Annotated in this window: 11 protein-coding genes; 6 read left to right on the top strand and 5 right to left on the bottom strand. The window is 68.2% G+C overall.

The genetic code is table 11. The features are described from left to right. Window positions 1-76: 76 nt before the first annotated feature. Complete coding sequence (locus ACLQ3B_RS13610; protein WP_425780673.1) at window positions 77-517, bottom strand: hypothetical protein; 441 nt, start codon at window positions 515-517, stop codon at window positions 77-79. Window positions 518-719: 202 nt separating this feature from the next. On the opposite strand from ACLQ3B_RS13610, the gene ACLQ3B_RS13605 reads away from it, so the two are divergent. Further along, entirely contained in the window at window positions 720-1,349 is a 630-nt protein-coding gene (locus ACLQ3B_RS13605; RefSeq protein WP_425780671.1) for a VOC family protein, read from the top strand. A gap of 108 nt (window positions 1,350-1,457) precedes the next feature. Next, window positions 1,458-1,943, top strand: a complete 486-nt coding sequence (locus ACLQ3B_RS13600) for a GNAT family N-acetyltransferase (RefSeq protein WP_425780670.1) — start codon at window positions 1,458-1,460, stop codon at window positions 1,941-1,943. 400 nt (window positions 1,944-2,343) lie between these two features. On the opposite strand, the gene ACLQ3B_RS13595 is transcribed toward ACLQ3B_RS13600, so the two are convergent. Beyond that, complete coding sequence (locus ACLQ3B_RS13595; protein ID WP_425780668.1) at window positions 2,344-3,570, bottom strand: hypothetical protein; 1,227 nt, start codon at window positions 3,568-3,570, stop codon at window positions 2,344-2,346. Between the two features lie 170 nt (window positions 3,571-3,740). Here ACLQ3B_RS13595 and ACLQ3B_RS13590 point away from each other — a divergent pair, with 170 nt between their 5' ends. Beyond that, window positions 3,741-5,294, top strand: a complete 1,554-nt coding sequence (locus tag ACLQ3B_RS13590; RefSeq protein ID WP_425780667.1) for an NAD(P)/FAD-dependent oxidoreductase — start codon at window positions 3,741-3,743, stop codon at window positions 5,292-5,294. 109 nt (window positions 5,295-5,403) lie between these two features. Here ACLQ3B_RS13590 and ACLQ3B_RS13585 read toward each other — a convergent pair whose 3' ends face one another. Beyond that, entirely contained in the window at window positions 5,404-6,219 is an 816-nt protein-coding gene (locus tag ACLQ3B_RS13585; RefSeq protein WP_425780665.1) for a hypothetical protein, read from the bottom strand. 305 nt (window positions 6,220-6,524) lie between these two features. Between ACLQ3B_RS13585 and ACLQ3B_RS13580 the strand changes: the two genes are divergently transcribed. Beyond that, the gene (locus ACLQ3B_RS13580; RefSeq protein WP_425780663.1) at window positions 6,525-7,652 is read left to right on the top strand and encodes a hypothetical protein; all 1,128 of its coding nucleotides are present in this window, start codon (window positions 6,525-6,527) and stop codon (window positions 7,650-7,652) included. Beyond that, entirely contained in the window at window positions 7,649-8,389 is a 741-nt protein-coding gene (locus tag ACLQ3B_RS13575; protein ID WP_425780661.1) for a hypothetical protein, read from the top strand. The genes ACLQ3B_RS13580 and ACLQ3B_RS13575 overlap by 4 nt, the downstream gene beginning before the upstream one ends. 152 nt (window positions 8,390-8,541) lie before the next feature. On the opposite strand, the gene ACLQ3B_RS13570 is transcribed toward ACLQ3B_RS13575, so the two are convergent. Further along, window positions 8,542-11,724, bottom strand: a complete 3,183-nt coding sequence (locus tag ACLQ3B_RS13570; RefSeq protein ID WP_425780659.1) for an RNA 2'-phosphotransferase — start codon at window positions 11,722-11,724, stop codon at window positions 8,542-8,544. A gap of 282 nt (window positions 11,725-12,006) precedes the next feature. Between ACLQ3B_RS13570 and ACLQ3B_RS13565 the strand changes: the two genes are divergently transcribed. Continuing rightward, on the top strand, window positions 12,007-15,471 hold the full coding sequence (locus ACLQ3B_RS13565) for a ThuA domain-containing protein (protein WP_425780657.1): 3,465 nt from the start codon (window positions 12,007-12,009) through the stop codon (window positions 15,469-15,471). A 212-nt stretch (window positions 15,472-15,683) separates the two neighbouring features. Here ACLQ3B_RS13565 and ACLQ3B_RS13560 read toward each other — a convergent pair whose 3' ends face one another. Then, entirely contained in the window at window positions 15,684-18,713 is a 3,030-nt protein-coding gene (locus tag ACLQ3B_RS13560; protein ID WP_425780655.1) for a S8 family serine peptidase, read from the bottom strand. Between the last annotated feature and the right edge of the window lie 142 nt (window positions 18,714-18,855).

Genomic DNA, 18,855 nt, shown 5'->3' with positions numbered 1-18,855 from the left:
CCAAATCAATGCGCTTCTCACGTGGGTAGCCAGGCTCGCACAGGCACCGCGGTCGAGGCACGGCCGCCCTGCGCGCTCACACCGGCAGGTGGGTACGCAGCGCGGCGAACTGGGCCACGGTCAGGTAGGAGGGGTTGGCGGCCTGCGGCTGACGGAACACCTCCAGGGCGGCGAGCCGGTCATCGGCGCGCAACAGCAGCCGGGAAACCCGGTCCCGTTCGGCGAGGATGGGCAGATCCAGCGGTACCGACCACGGCTGCCCCGGTGCGCCTGGCCCGGCCGCCCCGGTGACCCGCCCGACACCCCACACTCCGTACGGCAGTCGGCCCCGGCTGCCGCTGGCCCAGAAAACCACCGGTTGCCCGGCGCGCATCAACCGCGCCCGGTAACCGGGGCGCACGCACCAGTTCGTCACCAGTGGCTCACTGGCGAACCGGGCGGCGAGGTCGACCAGGTCCGCGTTGCCCTTGATCAGCCAGGCGCCCAGGTCGTCGAGGCGTACCCGTGGCTCGGTCATCACGTATATCTTGCCCGGACCGCCGCCTGTTCGATCAGATGCGATTACGCGCTCGTTGGCACGCGCCTCGAACACCAGCAACGCTTCGGGTCCTACGGGCACGCCTGCACCGCGCTCGGACAGCCATGAGAGTGCACCGCCGACCAGTGAGTGCGAGAGCCACGGTGCGCTCCGTCGCCCAGCCGATGCTAGGTTCGCCGGCGTGACGGTGCAGATCACGGCCGGGCAGTTCCACGCGGCCGACGGTGTCGAGGACTGGCGCTGCCTCTACCACGTGGTCTCGGCGTACTTCCGCACCGGCTCGCTTGCCAAGGGCATAGCGTTCGTCGATGAGGTCGGCCGGCTCGCCGGTGGCGCGGAGCAGCAGTACGTCAACATCGATCTGCGTCATGTCGGCGTCACTGTGTCCCTGTTGTCGCGCGACGTTGCGCTGGCCCGGCGAATCTCGGCTGCCGCCAGGGACCTGAACATCCCCGCCGACCCGACCGCCGTGCAGCTCATCAACGTCACCCTCGACGCCCTCGTCGGCGCGGACGTGCTGCCGTTCTGGCGGGCGCTGCTGGGTTACCGCCAGATCGATGACGACTATCTAGCCGACCCGGCGCGCCGGGGTCCGGGCTTCGGAATGCAGCAAATGGATGCCCGGCGCCCACAACGCAACCGCATACACCTTGATGTCGCCGTCCCGCATGATCAGGCCGAGGCCCGCATCGCCGCCGCACTGGCCGCGGGCGGCCAGCTGGTCTCTGATGCGCACGCACCGAAGTGGTGGGTCTTAGCCGACGCCGAGGGAAACGAGGCGTGCGTCGCCACCTGGGTCGGCCGAGAATAGCGGCCTACTCGAAGGTTCGCGGCCACAATGGACCGTATCGACGCACGCTCGCGGACGTGGTCCGGCACTAACAGACACACTGGCTTGACCGTCGGCCACACTGACGGCATGACGACGACGATCCTGCCGATAGCCTCCGCCCATCCGGCGTTCGATCAGGTAGCTGCTCTGTTCGACGACTACCGGGCGCACTACGGCCAACCGTCAACCCCAGAGATCACCCGCTCATGGCTGCACGACCAACTCGCACAGCACCGATTCTCCGCCGCTGCCGCCACCCGAGCTGATCACGTTTGCGGCTTCATCACTGTCACGATCATGCCGGCATCGCTCATGCTGGGCACCTCATGGTCGATCCGCGACCTCTACGTGGCCCCACACCATCGCCGTGGCGGTATCGCGAACGCCCTGCTCCAGCACGTCATCCACAACGCTCGTGCCGCTGGCGCGCATCGCGTTTCACTCCAAACCGAGACCGACAACATCCCCGCCCTGACGCTTTACACCGACATCGGCTTCCAGCCCGTCACCGGCCTGGAACTACTCAACCTCACCTTCGATCCCACCCGCCAAGATCCAGGAGACATGCCCTAGACCGACCAGTTCCACCACCCGGTCTCGATCGAGGACGTACCGGGATGCGGTCGCAGACACCCCGGGGCCCTCCACATCGCGGTCCGGGACGACAGCAGAACGAATACGCGGCTCATCAAGCTGATCGCGGCCGGCGATTTCCCCTTCGACGGCACCTACACCGACTTCCGTCCGGACCAGCGCTGCCCGATGCTGCGGCTCCCGGCGACCCTCGACCCGCAGCCAGGCTTAGCCGGATAGCAGGTCGCCCAGGGCTTGCCCCCGGATTTCATGTGATGAAGGATTCCTTGTTCCGCCGGTTGACAAGCACTTGGTCGACACGGAGGAATGGCCCCGCCACGCCCGATCAACCCGCCACAGTCGAATACGCGCCCCTACCGGTCGCCGACGGCAGCGCCAATCAGATGATCATGTGGGTCCAGTAGCTGAGCCAGAGCACGAACAGCACGCCCTGCACCAGGGCGAGCGTCGCGGTCAGCCACACGTCGACGCTGGCGTGGCGGGCCCAGCGGGCCAGCACCAGCGCCACCGGGAACGCGGCGAGCAGATAGCGCAGCAGGCTCTTGTACACCGGCGGACCCATCGACAGCGGCACCAGCACCATGAGGGCGCCGTACACCAGGTAGGCCAGCTCCCGGCGGCGGAACCCGGCGACCAGCACGGCCAGGACGGCCACGGCGAACCACACCCGAGCGGCGTCGCGCGGTTCCCCGGCCAAACCGTCCAGCAGCACCGCAACGGGGTCCTGCACCGTGATGCCCCATCCGGTCTGCTGGGCGTGCTGGTAGGCGAACCAGTCCCCACCCCGCCACCGGCAGTACGCCATGAAGGTGAACCACCCGGCGGGCAGCAGCAGCAACGGCCAGCCGATCCGGAGGTAGCCGAGCAGGGCGCGCGGCCCGAGCCGCCAGTCGTGCTGCCGGAGCAGCACCAGGGCCAGCGGGAGCACCACGAGCAGGCCGACGGAGCGGCTCATCGCCAGGAAGTAACCGAACACGCCGACCAGCAGCCACCGGCGTCGTTCGGCGTAGTAGAAGGCGGCCAACGCGAGGCAGACGAAGAGCGACTCGGTCAGCGCGGCCTGGAACAGGAACGCGGTCGGCAGCAGCACCAGATACCGGGTGAGCCGGCGGGCCGCGTGCGCGTCACCGAGCAGCAGCTCCGCCAGCCGGTAGCCGTACCAGAGCGCCAGCAGGAACGCGACGTTGCTGATCAGTAACAGGGCGAGAGCGGTGTCGCCGCCGAGCAGCACGCCGACCGGCCGGGCCAGGAACGGGTACAGCAGGGGGAAACCGAAGTCGTTCCACGGTCCGGTCAGCGGCAGGGTGCTCAGCCGCAGGTAGAGCAGCGAGTCCCAGGCGAACCAGAAGGAGATCCACCGGTGCCCGGAGATCTCGCGCTGTTGCGCCCACATCAACGCCTCATCGGCCGGCGGGGCCCCGGGGACGCCGTCCCAGGCGTGCAGGACCAGGAGCCCGAGCAGGGTGAGCAGCAGCTTCGCGCCGAGGAACAGGCCGATGACGTACGGCCAGGGCGCCGGTGCCCGGCGGGCCAGGCGCGCTCCGCCGCGGCCGGCCGCGACCGCCCGGGCGGCCAGCGCCGCCGCGCCGCTGCGCCACCGGTCCATCAGCCCCGCTTCCCCGCTCCCCCGGGCCGCGCGGGGAGTCGCTCTTCTCGTGGTACGCCGCAGCGCACCCCCGCCGAAGCGGGGACCAGCCACCACCAAGTGTGACATTCTGCGCAGAACGGGTAGTCGCCGCGCCTCAACCATGGCGGTGAGCAGGGGAGCGCGCCAGCATGAGCGAGCAGAACGGCACGGTGGTCATCGGTGCGGGGCCGGCCGGGCTCACCGCGGCGTACGAGCTGCTTCGGCACGGCCGGTCGGTCCAGGTGTTCGAGGCCGACGAGGTGGTCGGCGGGATCAGTCGCACCGTGGAGCGCGACGGGTGGCGGTTCGACATCGGCGGGCACCGGTTCTTCACGAAGGTGCCCCGGGTGGAGGCGTTCTGGCACGAGATCCTGCCGGACGAGGACTTCCTGACCCGGCCCCGGATGAGCCGCATCTTCTACCGGGGCGCCCTGTTCAACTACCCGCTCAGCGCCGTGAACGCGCTGCGGAACCTGGGTCTGCCGGAGGCCGCGCGTTGCCTCGGCTCGTACGCCCGCGCCCGGTTGCGGCCACCACGGGACCAGTCCCACTTCGAGGGCTGGGTGTCGGCCCGGTTCGGCTGGCGGCTGTACTCGATCTTCTTCAAGACGTACACCGAGAAGGTCTGGGGTATGCCGGCGGACCGGTTGCAGGCCGACTGGGCCGCGCAGCGGATCAAGAACCTGTCGCTGGCCACGGCGATCCGCAACGCGCTGCTGCCCCGCCGCCGGCGCACCGACGTGACAAGCCTGATCGAGCAGTTCCAGTACCCGAAGTACGGGCCCGGGATGATGTGGGAGCGCTGCGCCGAGCAGGTCCGCGAGCGGGGCGGGCAGCTGTCCACCGGCAGCTGGGTCACCGCCGTGCACCGCGACCCGGACCGCCGGCGGGCGATCAGCGTGACGGTCAACGGCGCGGGCGGGCAGCGTACCGAAGCCGCCGACCACGTGATCTCGTCCATGCCGATCTCGGAGCTGGTGGCCGCGCTCCACCCGCCGGCGCCACCGGAGGTGCTGGCCTGCGCGGCCGACCTGCGCTACCGCGACTTCCTGACGGTCGCCCTGGTGGTGCCGGCGGAGTTCTCGTTCCCGGACAACTGGATCTACGTGCACGACCCGGGGGTACGGGTGGGCCGGATCCAGAACTTCGGCTCCTGGTCGCCGTACCTCGTCAAGGACGGCCGCACCTGCCTGGGCCTGGAGTACTTCGTGTTCGAGGACGACGACATGTGGCGTACCCCGGATGCAGGCCTCGTGGCCCTCGCCACCGCGGAGCTGGAGCGGTTGGGGTTGGTTCGGCCCGGCGTGGTGGAGGCCGGCTACGTGGTGCGCATGCCCAAGGCCTACCCGGTGTACGACGAGCGCTACCAGCACAACGTGGACGTGATCCGGGCCTGGCTGGCCGAGGCGGTGCCGAACGTTCATCCGGTCGGCCGCAACGGCATGCACCGCTACAACAACCAGGACCACTCGATGTTGACCGCGATGCTCACCGCCGAGAACATCGCCACCGGGAGTACGCACGACGTCTGGTCGGTGAACGTGGAACGGGACTACCACGAGGAATCCTCAGGCGGCGGCGGCGACGGCCGGCGGGGCACGGGCCGGGACGCGCCGGTGGTGCCCAGTCGGATCATCGCCGCGCCCGAGGGTGTCGGCGCCGTGGGAGGCGGCGACCGGTCGACGCAGGTGCCGCTGGGCTGAGTCGCCGGTCCAGGTCTGGAACCGCCGACGGGCATGGTCGACTCGGGCCTCCTTGGTGTCGGGGTGTCCCGGCGGCCCGGACGCCCCGACTTCCGGGACCGTGAGTGGATCAGAAGCGATTCACCGTCGGCCAGTAGGCCACGGTGGCGTCGTCCGGAAGCTGGACGTCGGGGCCTGCCTGGGCCTCGGCCTGCCGGACGCGGCTGAGGACGCCGGCCGGTCCACCGACGCGAAGCAGCTCCAGAACGCCGGGCCAGTCGGTCAGGCCGTACGGATCGACAAGACGACTGGCGCCGTTGCTGAGCAGCGCGACACCGTCCAGTTCCGCGAGGGGCCGATCGCCGGTCACCGCCTCCTGCGCCGCCTGCGGGTCGTCCTTGGCGATCCAGTAGCCGCCAGGCTGGTTGCGACGGGCACGGAGCGCGGTGGCGCAGGAGGCTCGCACGCGGTCGTACTCCGGTGTCCCCCGCGCGACGCCTTCCAGGGGCGCCGAGCAGTCGCGCCTGGCGATCCGCTCCCGCTCGTCGGTGACCACCCGGGGGCCGACGTGGGCCTGGTCGAGGACGAGGAAGGAGTCCGCGAGCAGGAGCCAGTCCAGGCGACCCCGGTCGGCGCGGACCATCGCGACGGTGGCCTGCGGGCTGCTGACGTCCGCGATGTCGCAGGTGTCGCCGTGCTCGGCGGCGATCTCACCGATGGCGGTGGCGAGGATCGCGGCGAGGTCTCGCCCGTCGCCGCGCGACAGGTGGCCGAGCAGCGCGCCGCCGAGGCGGTGGGTGTACCAGGCGACACCGTGGTGGCAGAGGTGTTCGGCTCCCGGAATGCCGGCGCCGTCGAGCAGGACGACAGCGCCGGGCACCGCGCCGACGAAGTCCTCGTTCGGCTGTTCGGTCCGGCCGGCGCTCGTCGCCAGGCTGACGTGCACTCGTCACCTCCAGTCGATAGCTGCCAGCAGGGCCAGGAAATAGGGAAACGGAACGGCCTGAGCAAGTGGCCAGCCATGATCGTTAAACCATAACGGTGTCGCACGCGGACGAGTCTTCGTCGATGCTGTCCAAGAGTTCATTGTGGACCCGACGGTCGATGGTTATGCTCCTGCTAGCCGCCCTGAGGCGTCTTCCCACAGCACAGGCCGACGCGGCCGCAGAACACCGATCGCGCCAGCGTGGTGACAAACGAGTAGGGCTTAAATTGACGGCAGCTACCGAAGAGCCAGCAGATACTTCTGACTTGCCAGAATATCGCGCCTATCTCCAACGCGGTGAGACACGACTGTCGACTCTCCACCGAGTAGCCGGCGCGTTTCTCGGTGGCGCGGGTCTGTTGACACTGCTTCCAGTCCTATTTCGGGACACCTTTTCGCAAGTCTTCTCTGGCCTGATACTTCTGCCCTATCCGTCATTTCCGGCGCCCGGTTCCCTGCAGCGCTGGCTGGTAATGGTGCCGGTGACCCTGTCTCTGGTGATCCCGCTGTGGGCACTATATGTACTACTTCGCGACCTGGTGCGTTTCTACTTCACGAGTCATCATTTCGGTGCGCAATCGGGAGGCGTCTCGTACCCCCGGTTCATCCTGTCCGGCATCCGCGTGTCCGACAAGTCCTTACGGAATCCCGAATTCATCCGTCAGGCCCGACAAGAGCTTGGGGTGACGGAACTCCTGGTGCCGGCGTCCGCAGTCGCGAGACAACGACTGCTGCGGGAAGCTCATTTGATAGGCCAGTGCAAAGGCATCGAAGTTACGTCGAACATGACCGTCGTCCAGAACAAACTTCGCGAGTTCATGTTCAACTACACGGCCTCGATGCAAAGAACACTTGCTCAGGAGTCGGCGAAGATGGAGGCGTCGGTCGCGCGACACAACCTCCTTCTGAGAGTGCTCGTGCTCCGATATGCCAAGGCGTTCCTTCTTACCATCCTGACTACCGGGATCACGATCATGGCACTCGTCATCCTGGACCTGGCCACCCCGGCCCGCAGGGCCGACTTGACGGGATCGCCGTCTGGAGAGGCAGTGCCCGGGAGTCTGATGTGGCTCGGCGTACTGGGAATCTATGCACTTTGGTGTCCTGTCGCCGCCTTCGTGGTACGTCGACCGGTAGCGTGGATCTACCAGGAACTCGACGACAAGAACCGCTCGTTCAGAACTCCGCAGAGTCTGCTTCAGTTCGAGATCGTCACGTTGGGCGCTGTCGGTTTCGCGAGCGTAAGCGTGACCGGCACGCTCTGCTGGTACGTCAATGATTCGGGAGACATCAGCCAGTTGTGGCCAGCGGTCGCCCTGGGGGTCACATTAACCGTCATCACACTCACTTATGTCGGACGAAATATTGCAGCTGGGCTGGCGAGGGGAAAATGACGGTCAGCGAGCACCGCGACGAGCAGGGCGCGGACGTGGCGGGCGATGTTGGTCAGACCGACCTTGAAGCAATCGGGGTCCTGCACCTGGAGGTTGCTGAACTCCGCGTCCAGTTGGAGGCACTGAAGAACGAATATGAACTCGCGGGCGCCTCTGTCAGAACTGACGCCGACGCGGACGTCGAGTTTATTCGAGAGTTGCGCGAAGAGGCCGAGAGCGTATTGAAGCTAGTGCGCGGCGCCACCCTCTTCGGCAGGTACGCGGACGACGCCGAGTTGCATCGCCGACAGGCAAACCGGTGGCGGAACTACGCGGTGGTGGTCCTCTTGGCCGCGGTCGGCCTCGGCTTCTACCTTGCCGTGCTGCATCCAGAAATTGCGTTGCTCACAGCAGCAGCGCCGCTGCTGCCGCTCGCGCTCCTCTTCACCTATGCGTCCATCGAGTCGCACAACCACCGTCGCACAGAATTTGACAGAAGACGCATATATCTACGGATGGCCGCGATCGAGGCCTACACGACCACGGACATCAGCAATGACGTACGCAACGATCTAGGCGGACTGCTGAACAAGTTCATCGAGAAACACTTCATCGAACCAGAATTGGACCCCAACGACCTCTCGTCAGTCTCCACCGGTTGGCTGGCACCGTGGCGTGCCCGGGTCGATGTTCGGCGCGGGTCAGGTCAGGCGCAGCGAGAACCCCAGCCCAGCGAAACTACCGGCACGCCGTCCTGACCACTGACGACAGTGCCATTCGTGTCAACGCACCCCTTCGTCTGACCGGGGACGGGCCTGGCCCGTACTCCGACACCCGAAGCGGTCGCGCCGAGGACGCCTCGGCCGCGCTGCTCGCGGCCGGTCCGGACCCTGGTTGCAGCAACACGCCGTCACTGGTTCGTCAGCGTCCACTCGAAGATTTCGTAGAGGGGAACGATCGTCAGTCTGCCCGCGGGAATGGGGCCGGACAGCCAGGTGGTCCCGCCGGCGTAGTGGAACGTGATGTCGGGATTTGGCGCCGGCGCCGGCGCCACGCTCATGAGCAGTGAACTACCTTTCCGACCGCCCGCCTCAAGCGCCCTTTTCCAGTCGGCCGACAGATGCACCCATTGCCGGATCATCGGTCGGAGGCCGCCGCGCTGGCTCTGGAAGATCTCGTTGACCGCGCGGATCGGCGTCGCGTGAAACAGCCGCGGTTGCTCCGTCAACTCCATGTAGTCGATCTCAACAGGCACCGAGTGGCCGTACATTGCCCGGATGTGCGTCTCCGAGCACTCGAACCGGGTCTCGTCGATTGCTGCGGCGACTGCCAGCACGTCGACAGTGGAGACGCGGAGCCCGTCCGCCCGCAGTTGCGCGGTGAGCACGTCGACCGGGGCCCACCCGGCTGAATCCCTGACGATCACCGGGTTGTGCCGCAGGTGGAAAGCTAGTGCCTTACTGATGTGCCGGCGTCGGGAGTCCGCAGGTTCGGGTACCGCCAGGCCGGCCGGAGCGCCGGTCCGGTGGGCCCACCGAATGAGGAAGTCCCGGGCCAGATCACGTCCGTGCGCTTCCGAAGCCTCGCCCGCGATGAGCCGCAGCAACCTCTGCCCGTGCAAACGCAGGGCACGGCTGCCGCCGGGTTCGGTAAGCGCGCGAACGGCGCGTGCCATCAACCCGGCGGTGTAGCCCTTGAGCAGGTCTTCGTCGCCGACCTCAGCACCGTCCAGGGCGAGCGTTCGACCGTACTCGTTCAGGATGTCGAGGCGTAGGGCCCAACCGTCAGTGGTGCAGCTCAGGACCGGGACGTCGTCAGTCAGCTGAGCCAGTTCGTACCCGACCGGACGCCACCCGACCGCCTCAAGGTCCACGGCGAGGATGCGTTCTTCGTCGGTAACGATCCAGTTGAACGCGTGGGCGTCGCGTCGCGGAAAGGAGGGCACCGCCCCGGCCAGCTCCCACCAGCGCTGGAAGTAGGACCGGTCTCCCGCCCGATCGACGAGGACTTTGAGCCAGCGCCCGATCTCCTTGGTCTTCAGTTCCTTGCGCATGCCGTGTGGCACACCAGCCGTCTGACGTTCGGTCGCGTGGATGTGCGCGAGGTACCGGGCCGTCGACGTGAGCCGGGCCAGCGCGACCGCTTGACTCTCGCCCCCGATGTTGGCGAGCGAGGAGCCTCTGGCGAATCGACGGACGGTCATCACCGGCCGCAGCTCCCCGGAGCCATCGGGCAGGCGTTCTTCGAGAACCGTTATGTGGTCGACCAACCCGTACCGGTCGGCCAGACCGGCCCGGCTGAGGGCCTGCTCGATAACCTCGGCTCGGCGTAGCTCAAGTTGACTGCTGCGGAACGACGTCCGCTTGAAGACGAACGTGTCGGTCGAAAGGCCAAGGTGGTCCTCGACGGTGAGGGCGTTGCTGCGGCCGCCGAGATGCCGATGCCGGACATCGGGGCTGCGGATCGCGCGGGCAGCCGCGGACCGGTACAGCTCGGTCGCGTCCCCGCGGGCGATGGCCCGCAGCCACAGCCGATAGCCAGACTCGTGCTCCAGTCTGCGTTCGATGTCGGCCAACTCCGTCTCTATGACGGCGCCGTTCTCCTCGATGTCGCGGCCGAGGACGACCAGGGGGTTGCAGGAGTTGGGGTCAGACACCGCCTCGTTCAGCAGCCGGATGATGCCGTCCTTGCGGAGCCGGGGGTTGCTCGTCAGCGCCGCAAGGTGGATCAGGTCGTCCCCCTGGCGAATCCGGCTGCCCTCGTCGCCGAGTGGCGCGGTGTTTCCCTGTCGGATCCGGCTCGCCTCTCGCAAAGCCGAGATCTTGCGATGTGTCGAGACAACGGGTGACACCGAGACCGCGCTCTGCAGGTCGGCAAGGACCCGCCGGCACAGCGGCTCGTCCCGCGAACTGATCATCAGCTTGGTGAGCGCCGTGATCAGTTGGTCGACCACGTCGAGGCCGGCACGGACGTCGTCCGTCTCGGCGAGCAAGGTGTTGAGGGCATGTTCGGCGAGGCCGAACGGGGTCCGCATGGAGCGGATGACGACTCGCGGATGCCAGTGTGGCGCGGCGTCCGTCAGGAGGTCGGCGAACGTTCCGAGGATCGTGCAACGCACGCGATCCGCTGGTTCGAGCCCAGTCGACTCGCGCGCCTGCCCGATGCTGTCGTGGGCGCGTCGCAGGCAGAGCGCCCTGGCGTCCTTCGAACCCGCCGCCTCGGCAAGCCGGAGCCACATTTCGGCTAGATTGAGGCAACGCCCGGGACGGGGTGGGTCGACGTCGTCGGTGTGCTCGTACTTGCGACGGGCGTCCACCAGAATCTTGACGTCGCCGGTGAGGTCGTAGAGACGGATCGTCGCCTCCAGGTAGTAAGGCACGGCGTCTTGCGCGGGGTTGCCGAGGCGCATCGATTCGTCCAGCAGGTTGAGGGCGTCCCGAAGCTGCTGTTCCTCGCAATTCTCGAACCGGGAGATCAGCACGGTCGCGACGGCCGCCTTGCCGAGGAACTGGCCGCGCGTATGCTCATTTGTCAGATGATGCTCCTCGACCACCTGCCGCAGATACTCACGAGCGAGTGACAGCGTCCGGGTGAAGACGAAGGGCCGCCGCCAATTCAGTTCCCGAGCATGCTCGTAGAGCGCGATGCCAACATGTTGGCGGCAGACGTGCAGCGACTTGTCGAATTGCATGCCCCCCGGCAGTGCAGAGGCGACGGCGTCAGGATGTGCTGAGAACCAGCGCTCGAAGGCGAGCATCTCCAGGACGCTGAGGTCACCGTGCTGCAGATGCTGTCTCCACAGGGCGACCACCTCAGGGGCACTCGTTCCGATCCCCAGCAGGGTAGCGAGTGAACTGGGCTCACCCTCGACGAAATGGTCCTCCAACGCGCTGGCGAGCGAAGTCATCCCCAGCTGGTCGACAATCCACTCCAGATCTTTCGCCTCATCTGCAAACTCAGCGGCTGCCTCCCGCGGGTTCACGACGATGCGCGGTGGCAGAGGAGTGGCTCTGTTTCGCAGCGCCGTGTCGGATCTCTGCCGGATCCGCCGAGCCACGTCGCCCGGCGTCGGAACTGGAGCAACGCCACCCATGACGTCACGATAGTTGCAAGGCGCGGCAGTGCTGTCGATTTCGACGGTCCAAAGTCGACTTCCGGACTCTAGGCCGATGCAGCAATCAGCTCAGGACGGACATTGCCGGCCGGCACGACCGATGGCGTCCCCGATCGCCCGGACCGGCACCGAACGAGCCGTCGCCGGGGCGGGAAACCGCTTACCAGAGGGCTATTGACGGTCGTCACTGGCTGTCAGTACCGTGATACGGGCAGCGAGAAAGCGCTTTCCGACCCTCACCGTCCGACAGGGAGCGCCCCCATGCCCCGACACCTCCGTGTGCTCTGCCTGATCCTGCTCGCCATCGCCACCGTGGTGAGCACCACCACCGCCCTGCCCGCCGAGGCCGCCCCGCGCTTCCGGGTGCTGGTCTTCTCGAAGATCACCAACTTCTACCACGACTCGATCCCGGCCGGCATCGCCGCCATCCAGCAGCTCGGCGCCGCCCACAACTTCGAGGTCGTCGCCACCACCGACGCGGCGGCCTTCACCGACGCCAACCTCGCCACCTTCGACGCTCTGGTCTTCAACAACACCAACTCCCTGCCGACCTCGGGCGACCTGCTCAACGCCAGTCAGCGGGCCGCGTTGCAGACGTTCATCCGCAACGGCGGCGGTTGGGCCGGTCTGCACGCCGCCTCGGCCAGCGAACGCGACTGGCCTTGGTACGAGGGCCTGGTCGGCACGATCTTCGACTACCACCCCGACTTCTCGTCCACCGGCGGCACCTTCCCCGGTCGGGTCAAGGTGCTCGACCGGGCGCACCCGTCGACGCGCAACCTGCCGGAACTCTGGGAGCAGAGCGAGGAGTGGTACAACTGGCGGACCAACCCGACCGGCAACGTGCACACCCTCGCGCAGATCAAGGTGCGCGACGGGATCAACGGCCTGGACGAGGGCGTCGACCACGCGTACTCCTGGTGTCAGCGCTACGACGGCGGCCGGTCCTGGTTCACCGCCGGCGGGCACGCCAGCTCCCAGTTCAGCACCCCGACGTTCCTGGAGCACCTGCGCTACGGCATCGAGTGGGCGGCCGGCGCGGTCGCCGGTGACTGCTCGGCCACCAGGACCAGCAACTTCGAACGGGTGGGGCTGGTCACCGAGAACCTGGCCGACCCGTTCGAGCTGGCCGTCGGCCCGGACCGGAAGGTCTACTACATCCAGCGCACGGGCGCGCTGAAGGTGGTCAACTCCGACACCCTCCAGGTCACCACCCTGCTGGACTTCGCATACACCTCGGCGATGACCGACCAGTCCGACGGGCTGCTCGGGATGACGCTGGACCGCAACTTCGCCAGCAACGGCTGGGTCTACCTGCTCTGGTCCGACAAGACCCTCAAACAGCTCAACCTGTCCCGGTTCACGGTCGCCAACAACAGCGTCGCGCTCTCCTCGGAGAAACGCCTCCTGACCGTCCCCACCTACCGGGGTGAGGGCCGGGCCAACTCGCACATGGGCGGGTCGCTGGCCATGGACGCGGCCGGGCGGCTCTACGCGGCGATCGGTGACAACACCGACCCGTTCGCGTCCAGCGGCTACACCCCCGTCGACGAACGCGCCGGCCGCGCCGCCTGGGACGCCCAGGGCACCGCCGGCAACACCAACGACCTGCGCGGCAAGATCCTGCGCATCACCCCACAATCCGACGGTACGTACACAGTGCCGAGCGGCAACCTCTTCCCGGCCGGCACCGCGAGGACCCGGCCGGAGATCTACGCGATGGGTATGCGCAACCCGTTCCGGATCACCATCGAGCCGCAGACCAACGCGGTGCTGGTGGCCGACTACGGCCCGGACGCCCGCGCCGCCGACCCCAACCGTGGTCCGGAGGGGACTGTCGAGTTCAACCGGATCACCACCGCCGGCAACTTCGGTTGGCCGTACTGCGTGGGCAACAACATCCCGTTCAACGACTACAACTTCGCCACCAACACGTCGGGGGCGAAGTTCAACTGCGCCGCGTCGGTGAACAACTCGCCCAACAACACCGGCCTGACCACCCTGCCGGCGGCGAAGTCCGCGCTGGTCTGGTACGCGTACTCGGCCTCCACGCAGTTCCCCGAGCTGGGCACCGGTGGTGGCGGGCCGATGAGCGGTCCGGTCTACGACTACGACCCGGCCAACACCCGCACGACGAAGTTCCCCGAGTACTTCGAGGGCAAGTGGATCACCTATGAGCTGACCCGCAGATGGTTCAAGACGCTCTCGATCCACAAGACGGCGCAGACCTTCAGCAACACGCGCTTCGGCCCCACCGCCGTGGGCGACCTCCAGTCGATCAATGGGATCTTCGACAACATGAGCTGGATCCAGCCCTTCGAGGCGGAGTTCGGCCCGGACGGTTCGCTCTACGTCATCGACTTCGGCGAGGGCACCGGCAGCGGGCGCGGCGGCAGCAACGCCGGCGCGGGCATCTACCGCATCGACTACGTCGCCAACGGGCGGCCGCCGACCGCGAAGATCACCGCCACCCCGGACAGCGGACGTACGCCGCTCGCGGTCACGTTCTCCTCGGCCGGGTCGTCCGCCGGTGACGGGTCGGCGCTCAGCTACGCCTGGGACTTCACCAACGACGGCAGCACCGACTCCACAGCCGCCAACCCGAGCCACACCTATTCGACAGCCGGGACGCACACCGCCCGGCTGACCATCCGCAACAGCGGCAACGGGTTGACCGCCACCGCGGTCACCGACGTGGTGGTCGGCAACACCCGACCGACGGTGACCATCACCGTGCCCGACGGCGGGTTCTTCGACTTCGGGGACAAGATTCCGTACACGGTGACGGTCACCGACCCGGAGGAGACGGCCATCGACTGCGCCAAGGTCACCGTGCAGACGCAGCTCGGCCACGATCAGCACGCCCACCCGCTGGACGTGTACACCGGCTGCTCGGGGCTGCTCGCCACCGAGGCGGACGCCGGTGACGGCCACGGGCCGGGGCAGAACCTCTACACCCTGATCACCGCGCAGTACACCGACGGCGGCGCGGCCGGCGGCGTGCCGGCGCTGACCGGCTCGACCCGCGTCCAGTTGCAGCCGAAGAGCAAGGAGGCCGAGCACTTCAGCGCGCAGTCCGGCGTCACGGTCAACGACCGGGCCACCGCCCGCGCCGGTAAGCGGCTCGGCGAGGTCGACCACAACGACTGGGTGGCGTTCGGGCCGGCGGACCTGCGCAACATCGGCTCGGTGACGCTCGGGGTGACCAACGGCGGGCTCGGCGGCACCATCGAACTGCGGGCCGGCTCGCCCACCGGCACCCTGATCGGCACGGCCAGCATCGGCTCCACCGGCGGATGGGACAACCTGGTCTCCCCCACCATCACGCTGACCAACAAACCCACAGGCACGACCACCCTGTACGCGAAGTTCGTCAACGCCGCCCAGGTCGGTGGCACCCCGGACCTGCTCGCCCTGGACTGGCTACGGTTCAACGGCGCCGGGGTCAAGCAGGAGCCGGGCGGGACGCTGTCCCTGGCCGCCAACCCGACCGGCGGCGCCGCGCCCCTGACCACCACCCTCACCGCCACGGCGACAGCGCCGTCCGGGCAGAGCATCACCGACTACGCGTGGGACTTCGGCGACAACAGCGCCATCACGCACGGGGCCACCCTCCGGTCGACGAGCCACAGCTACAGCCGTAAGGGAACCTTCACCGCCCGGGTGACGACGACCTACACCAGCGGGGAGACCCGCTCGATCAACCTGACTGTCACGGTCACCTGATCGTCGAGCGGTGGCGGGCGGGGATCCACTCGCCCGACCTCGTCGCCTACCTCGCCAGCCGGTCTCCGACTACATGACCGGTGCCACCCTGCGGATGGACGGTGGCAGGTACGACCGGTAGCCACCGCGGATGCCACCGCCCACCGTCGTGCCGTGGGTGACCAAGCGAGGGTGGGGCGGTGCCATCGGCACCGCCCCACCGCGATTACTGGTTACTCCCAGGCGCTCTGCTGCGTGCTGACGAGGTTGCCAGGAATGGCCGTGCCGTTGGTGCTCAACTCGGTGTAGGCCCAGAAGTCGCCCGCCGGCAGCGGCTTCTTCGGCTTCAGCGTGAATCCTTGCGTCGCACCGCGCTCCGCCGTGGATGGAAGCGTCAGCGTGGCGGCCGAGTACTTGGCGTTCCGGCCGACGATGGCGTGGCTCAGCTGGAAGTCGACGACCGGGCCACCGGGATACTGTGCGAACACGTACGCGGTGTAGCGCCCCGGCTCGGGCAGGAACTTGTACGCCTGCTCCGCGCTGGTCCAGTACCTGTCACTGCTGTAGATCAGCTTGTCGCCCTTGTACAGGTAGAGGTCGAGGTTCGTGTTCGGGTCCTCGGTGTTGGCTTCGACGATGATGCCGGCGGTGTTGGCCGGCACCGTGAAGTCGACCTTCTTCACTCCGGTGGCGCTCGGGTCGAACACACCGCCGTAGACGCCGGCCGGCATCGAGTACGACCTCCGCTGCACCGGCGTGTAACCGGTGCTGCGACCGGCGAGCGGTCCGGTGAAGCCGGGCTGGATCGAGCCGAACACACCGCTGGTCATCCGGCCGAACTCCTCCCCGTCGTCCGCGTACGGTCGGGGCGCGATCCCCCACGGACGGGCGGCGACCGGAATCCGGGCGCTGTGGGCCTTGCCGCGCCAGCCGATCGACCCGGTCACGTACCGGTCCCAGGGCGCGTCGCCCCGGCGCAGGGTGATGGTCACCTTCGCGGACCGACCCGGCTCCAGCGTCACCGATTCCGGTGCCACGGCGACCTTCATGCCGGCCAGGCCGGACACCGACGAACGGTAGGTCTCCCGTGCCTTGCCCACGTTGGTCAGGGTGCGGGTGAGCGTCACCGGGCGGGTCCCGTCGTACTCCCGCAACGAGATGGCCGGCAGGTTGAGTTCCTTGCCGTCCGGCGCGACCGTCTCGCTGAAGGCGGTCAGCTCCGCCGCCGTGGGCTCGATGACCAGACCCGGGTCGTTGGCCCCGGCCAGGTTGATGAATCCGCTGCCCTGCTCCAGGGGACTGCTGGTGCCGACCGTGTCGGTGGCGGTGGTCCGCAGCGCGGAGGCGACGGCGCCCGGTGACCAGTTCGGGTGCGCGGCACGCAGCACCGCGGCCGCGCCGGCCACATACGGCGAGGCCATCGAGGTGCCCGAGTACGCGTCGTACTGCCGCCCGAAGTTGCCCGCTGGTGAGACCGCGGCGACGATGTCCGCGCCCGGCGCGACCAGGTCCGGCTTGAAGACGCCGAGGGTCACCTTGTCCGGTCCGGTGGAGGAGAAGTCCGCGACGCTGGGTACGCCGGGGACGCTGGAGCCGTCACCCCCGGTGCGCAGAGACACCTTCGCGTCGGTGGGGTGGCGCATCAGGTAGTTGAACAACGTGCCGGCCTGCTTCTCGGTCGGCAGGTAGACGACCGGGAAGTTGAAGATCGAGTTGATCCGGTAGTTGCCGACCGGGTCGAACACCACCATCGCCGCCCCGCCCTTGGCCTTGATCTCGGCGGCGGAGTTGAACATGTTGGACAGCGCGCAGGCGACCACCTTGCCCTTGATCTTGGCAGGGTCGAGGCTGCCCGGTTCGCAGTACACCGCGCCCAGGTCCGGCGATCCGGCCTGCTCGCCGAAGACCATCGGCCGCGAGTCGCCACCGGGCAGAGCGTCCAGTGAGCCGCCGACGAGCTTCGTGCCGTCGCCCAGCTTGACGGTCGCCTCGTCGAGGTTCGTCACCGCCGCGCCGACCGTGGTCACCCAGGGCGCCGCGTTGCTGATCGCCCCGCTCACGATGCCGGTGTTGCCGGCCGACGCCGCCACGAAGACTCCCGCCAGCGTGGCGTTGAGGAAGGCGATACCGATGGGGGTGTTGGCTTCCCAGTCGCCGAGGTCGCTGCCGATCGAGAAGTTCAGGACCTGCACGCCGTCGGCGACGGCGGCGTCGATCCCGGCGATGATGTCGGCGTCGAAGCCCATGCCGCTCCAGAGCACCTTGTAGACGGCGATCTGCGCGTCCGGCGCGACCCCGGAGACGGGACCGAAGCGTCGACCGTCGATCTCGACGTTCGGGATCGGCAGACCGGCCGCCGTGGAGGCGGTGTGCGTGCCGTGCCCGGACATGTCGCGGGGAGAGAGCACCTCAGCCTCGGGCACCGAGCCGCCGCCCGCGAGCCAGGTGTCGGCGAAGTACCGGGCGCCGACGATCTTGCCGTTACAGTGCTCGGCCACGAAGGCCACACCGGTCTGGCAGGTGCCGTGGAAGGTCGCGGGTACGGGCATCTTCTTGGCGAACGACGCGCTCTCCGGCCAGATGCCGGTGTCCAGAACGCCGATCACCATGCCCGCGCCCGTACCGGGGCCGGGCTTCACCGGCTTGCCGGGGGGACCTCCCAGCGGGGCCTGGTCCGGCGCGGCCGGAGGGGTGGCGGCCGGGGCACCGGCAGGCGGGGCGGTCGGCGTCGCGGCGGGCGGCGGCGTCGGGGTGCCGAGGGCCCGTGCGGCGGTGACCGCGCGGACGCGCTTGTCCGCCCTCAGGGTGGTCACCTGCTGTGCGGTCAGCTTCGCCGAGAAACCGTTGAACGCGGTCGCGTACGCCGCGGTGATCTTCACTCCGGCGGCGGCGGCAACGGCTGCCCGCTGCGCGTCGAGGTGTCCGCGGTAGGCCCGCGACGGCGCGGACGTCACGTCCAGCCGGTTGCCCGACTCCGGACGGGTCCGCGCCAGCCCGGACACACCACCGGCGTACGAGGTCAGGGGGTCCTCGGCCAGTTCGACGATGTACTGGCCCGAACCGGTCTCGTCCATCGTGGCCCGCTGGCTGGCCGAGTCCTTGCCGCCGGGTCGACGGTCGGCCCCGTCGGTCAGGGTGACCTTCTTGTCGTTCCCGGGCGTGAAGTAACCGGCCGTACCGCTGCCGTTGCCCGACGGCCCGACGGGGGCCGCCGACGCCGACCCCGCAACACCGGTTGTGCCGGTGACCAGGGCGAAGACCAACGTCGGTATCGCTAGTCTTCGCAGCCTGTTTCCGCTCGTGCTTGTAGCCACGAGGCTCCTTTCGATTGCTCCACTGTGGAGCTGTTCTCCTCGATCGCGGCCCGCTATGGGAGCGCTCCCCCACCTAAGCCGCCAAGGGTTA

It is taken from the genome of Micromonospora sp. DT53 (genome assembly GCF_049841535.1).
In the GTDB taxonomy this organism is placed as follows: Bacteria; Actinomycetota; Actinomycetes; order Mycobacteriales; family Micromonosporaceae; genus Micromonospora.
Note: the sequence above shows the minus strand (reverse complement) of the source record. Positions and strands in the feature narration are given on the sequence as shown.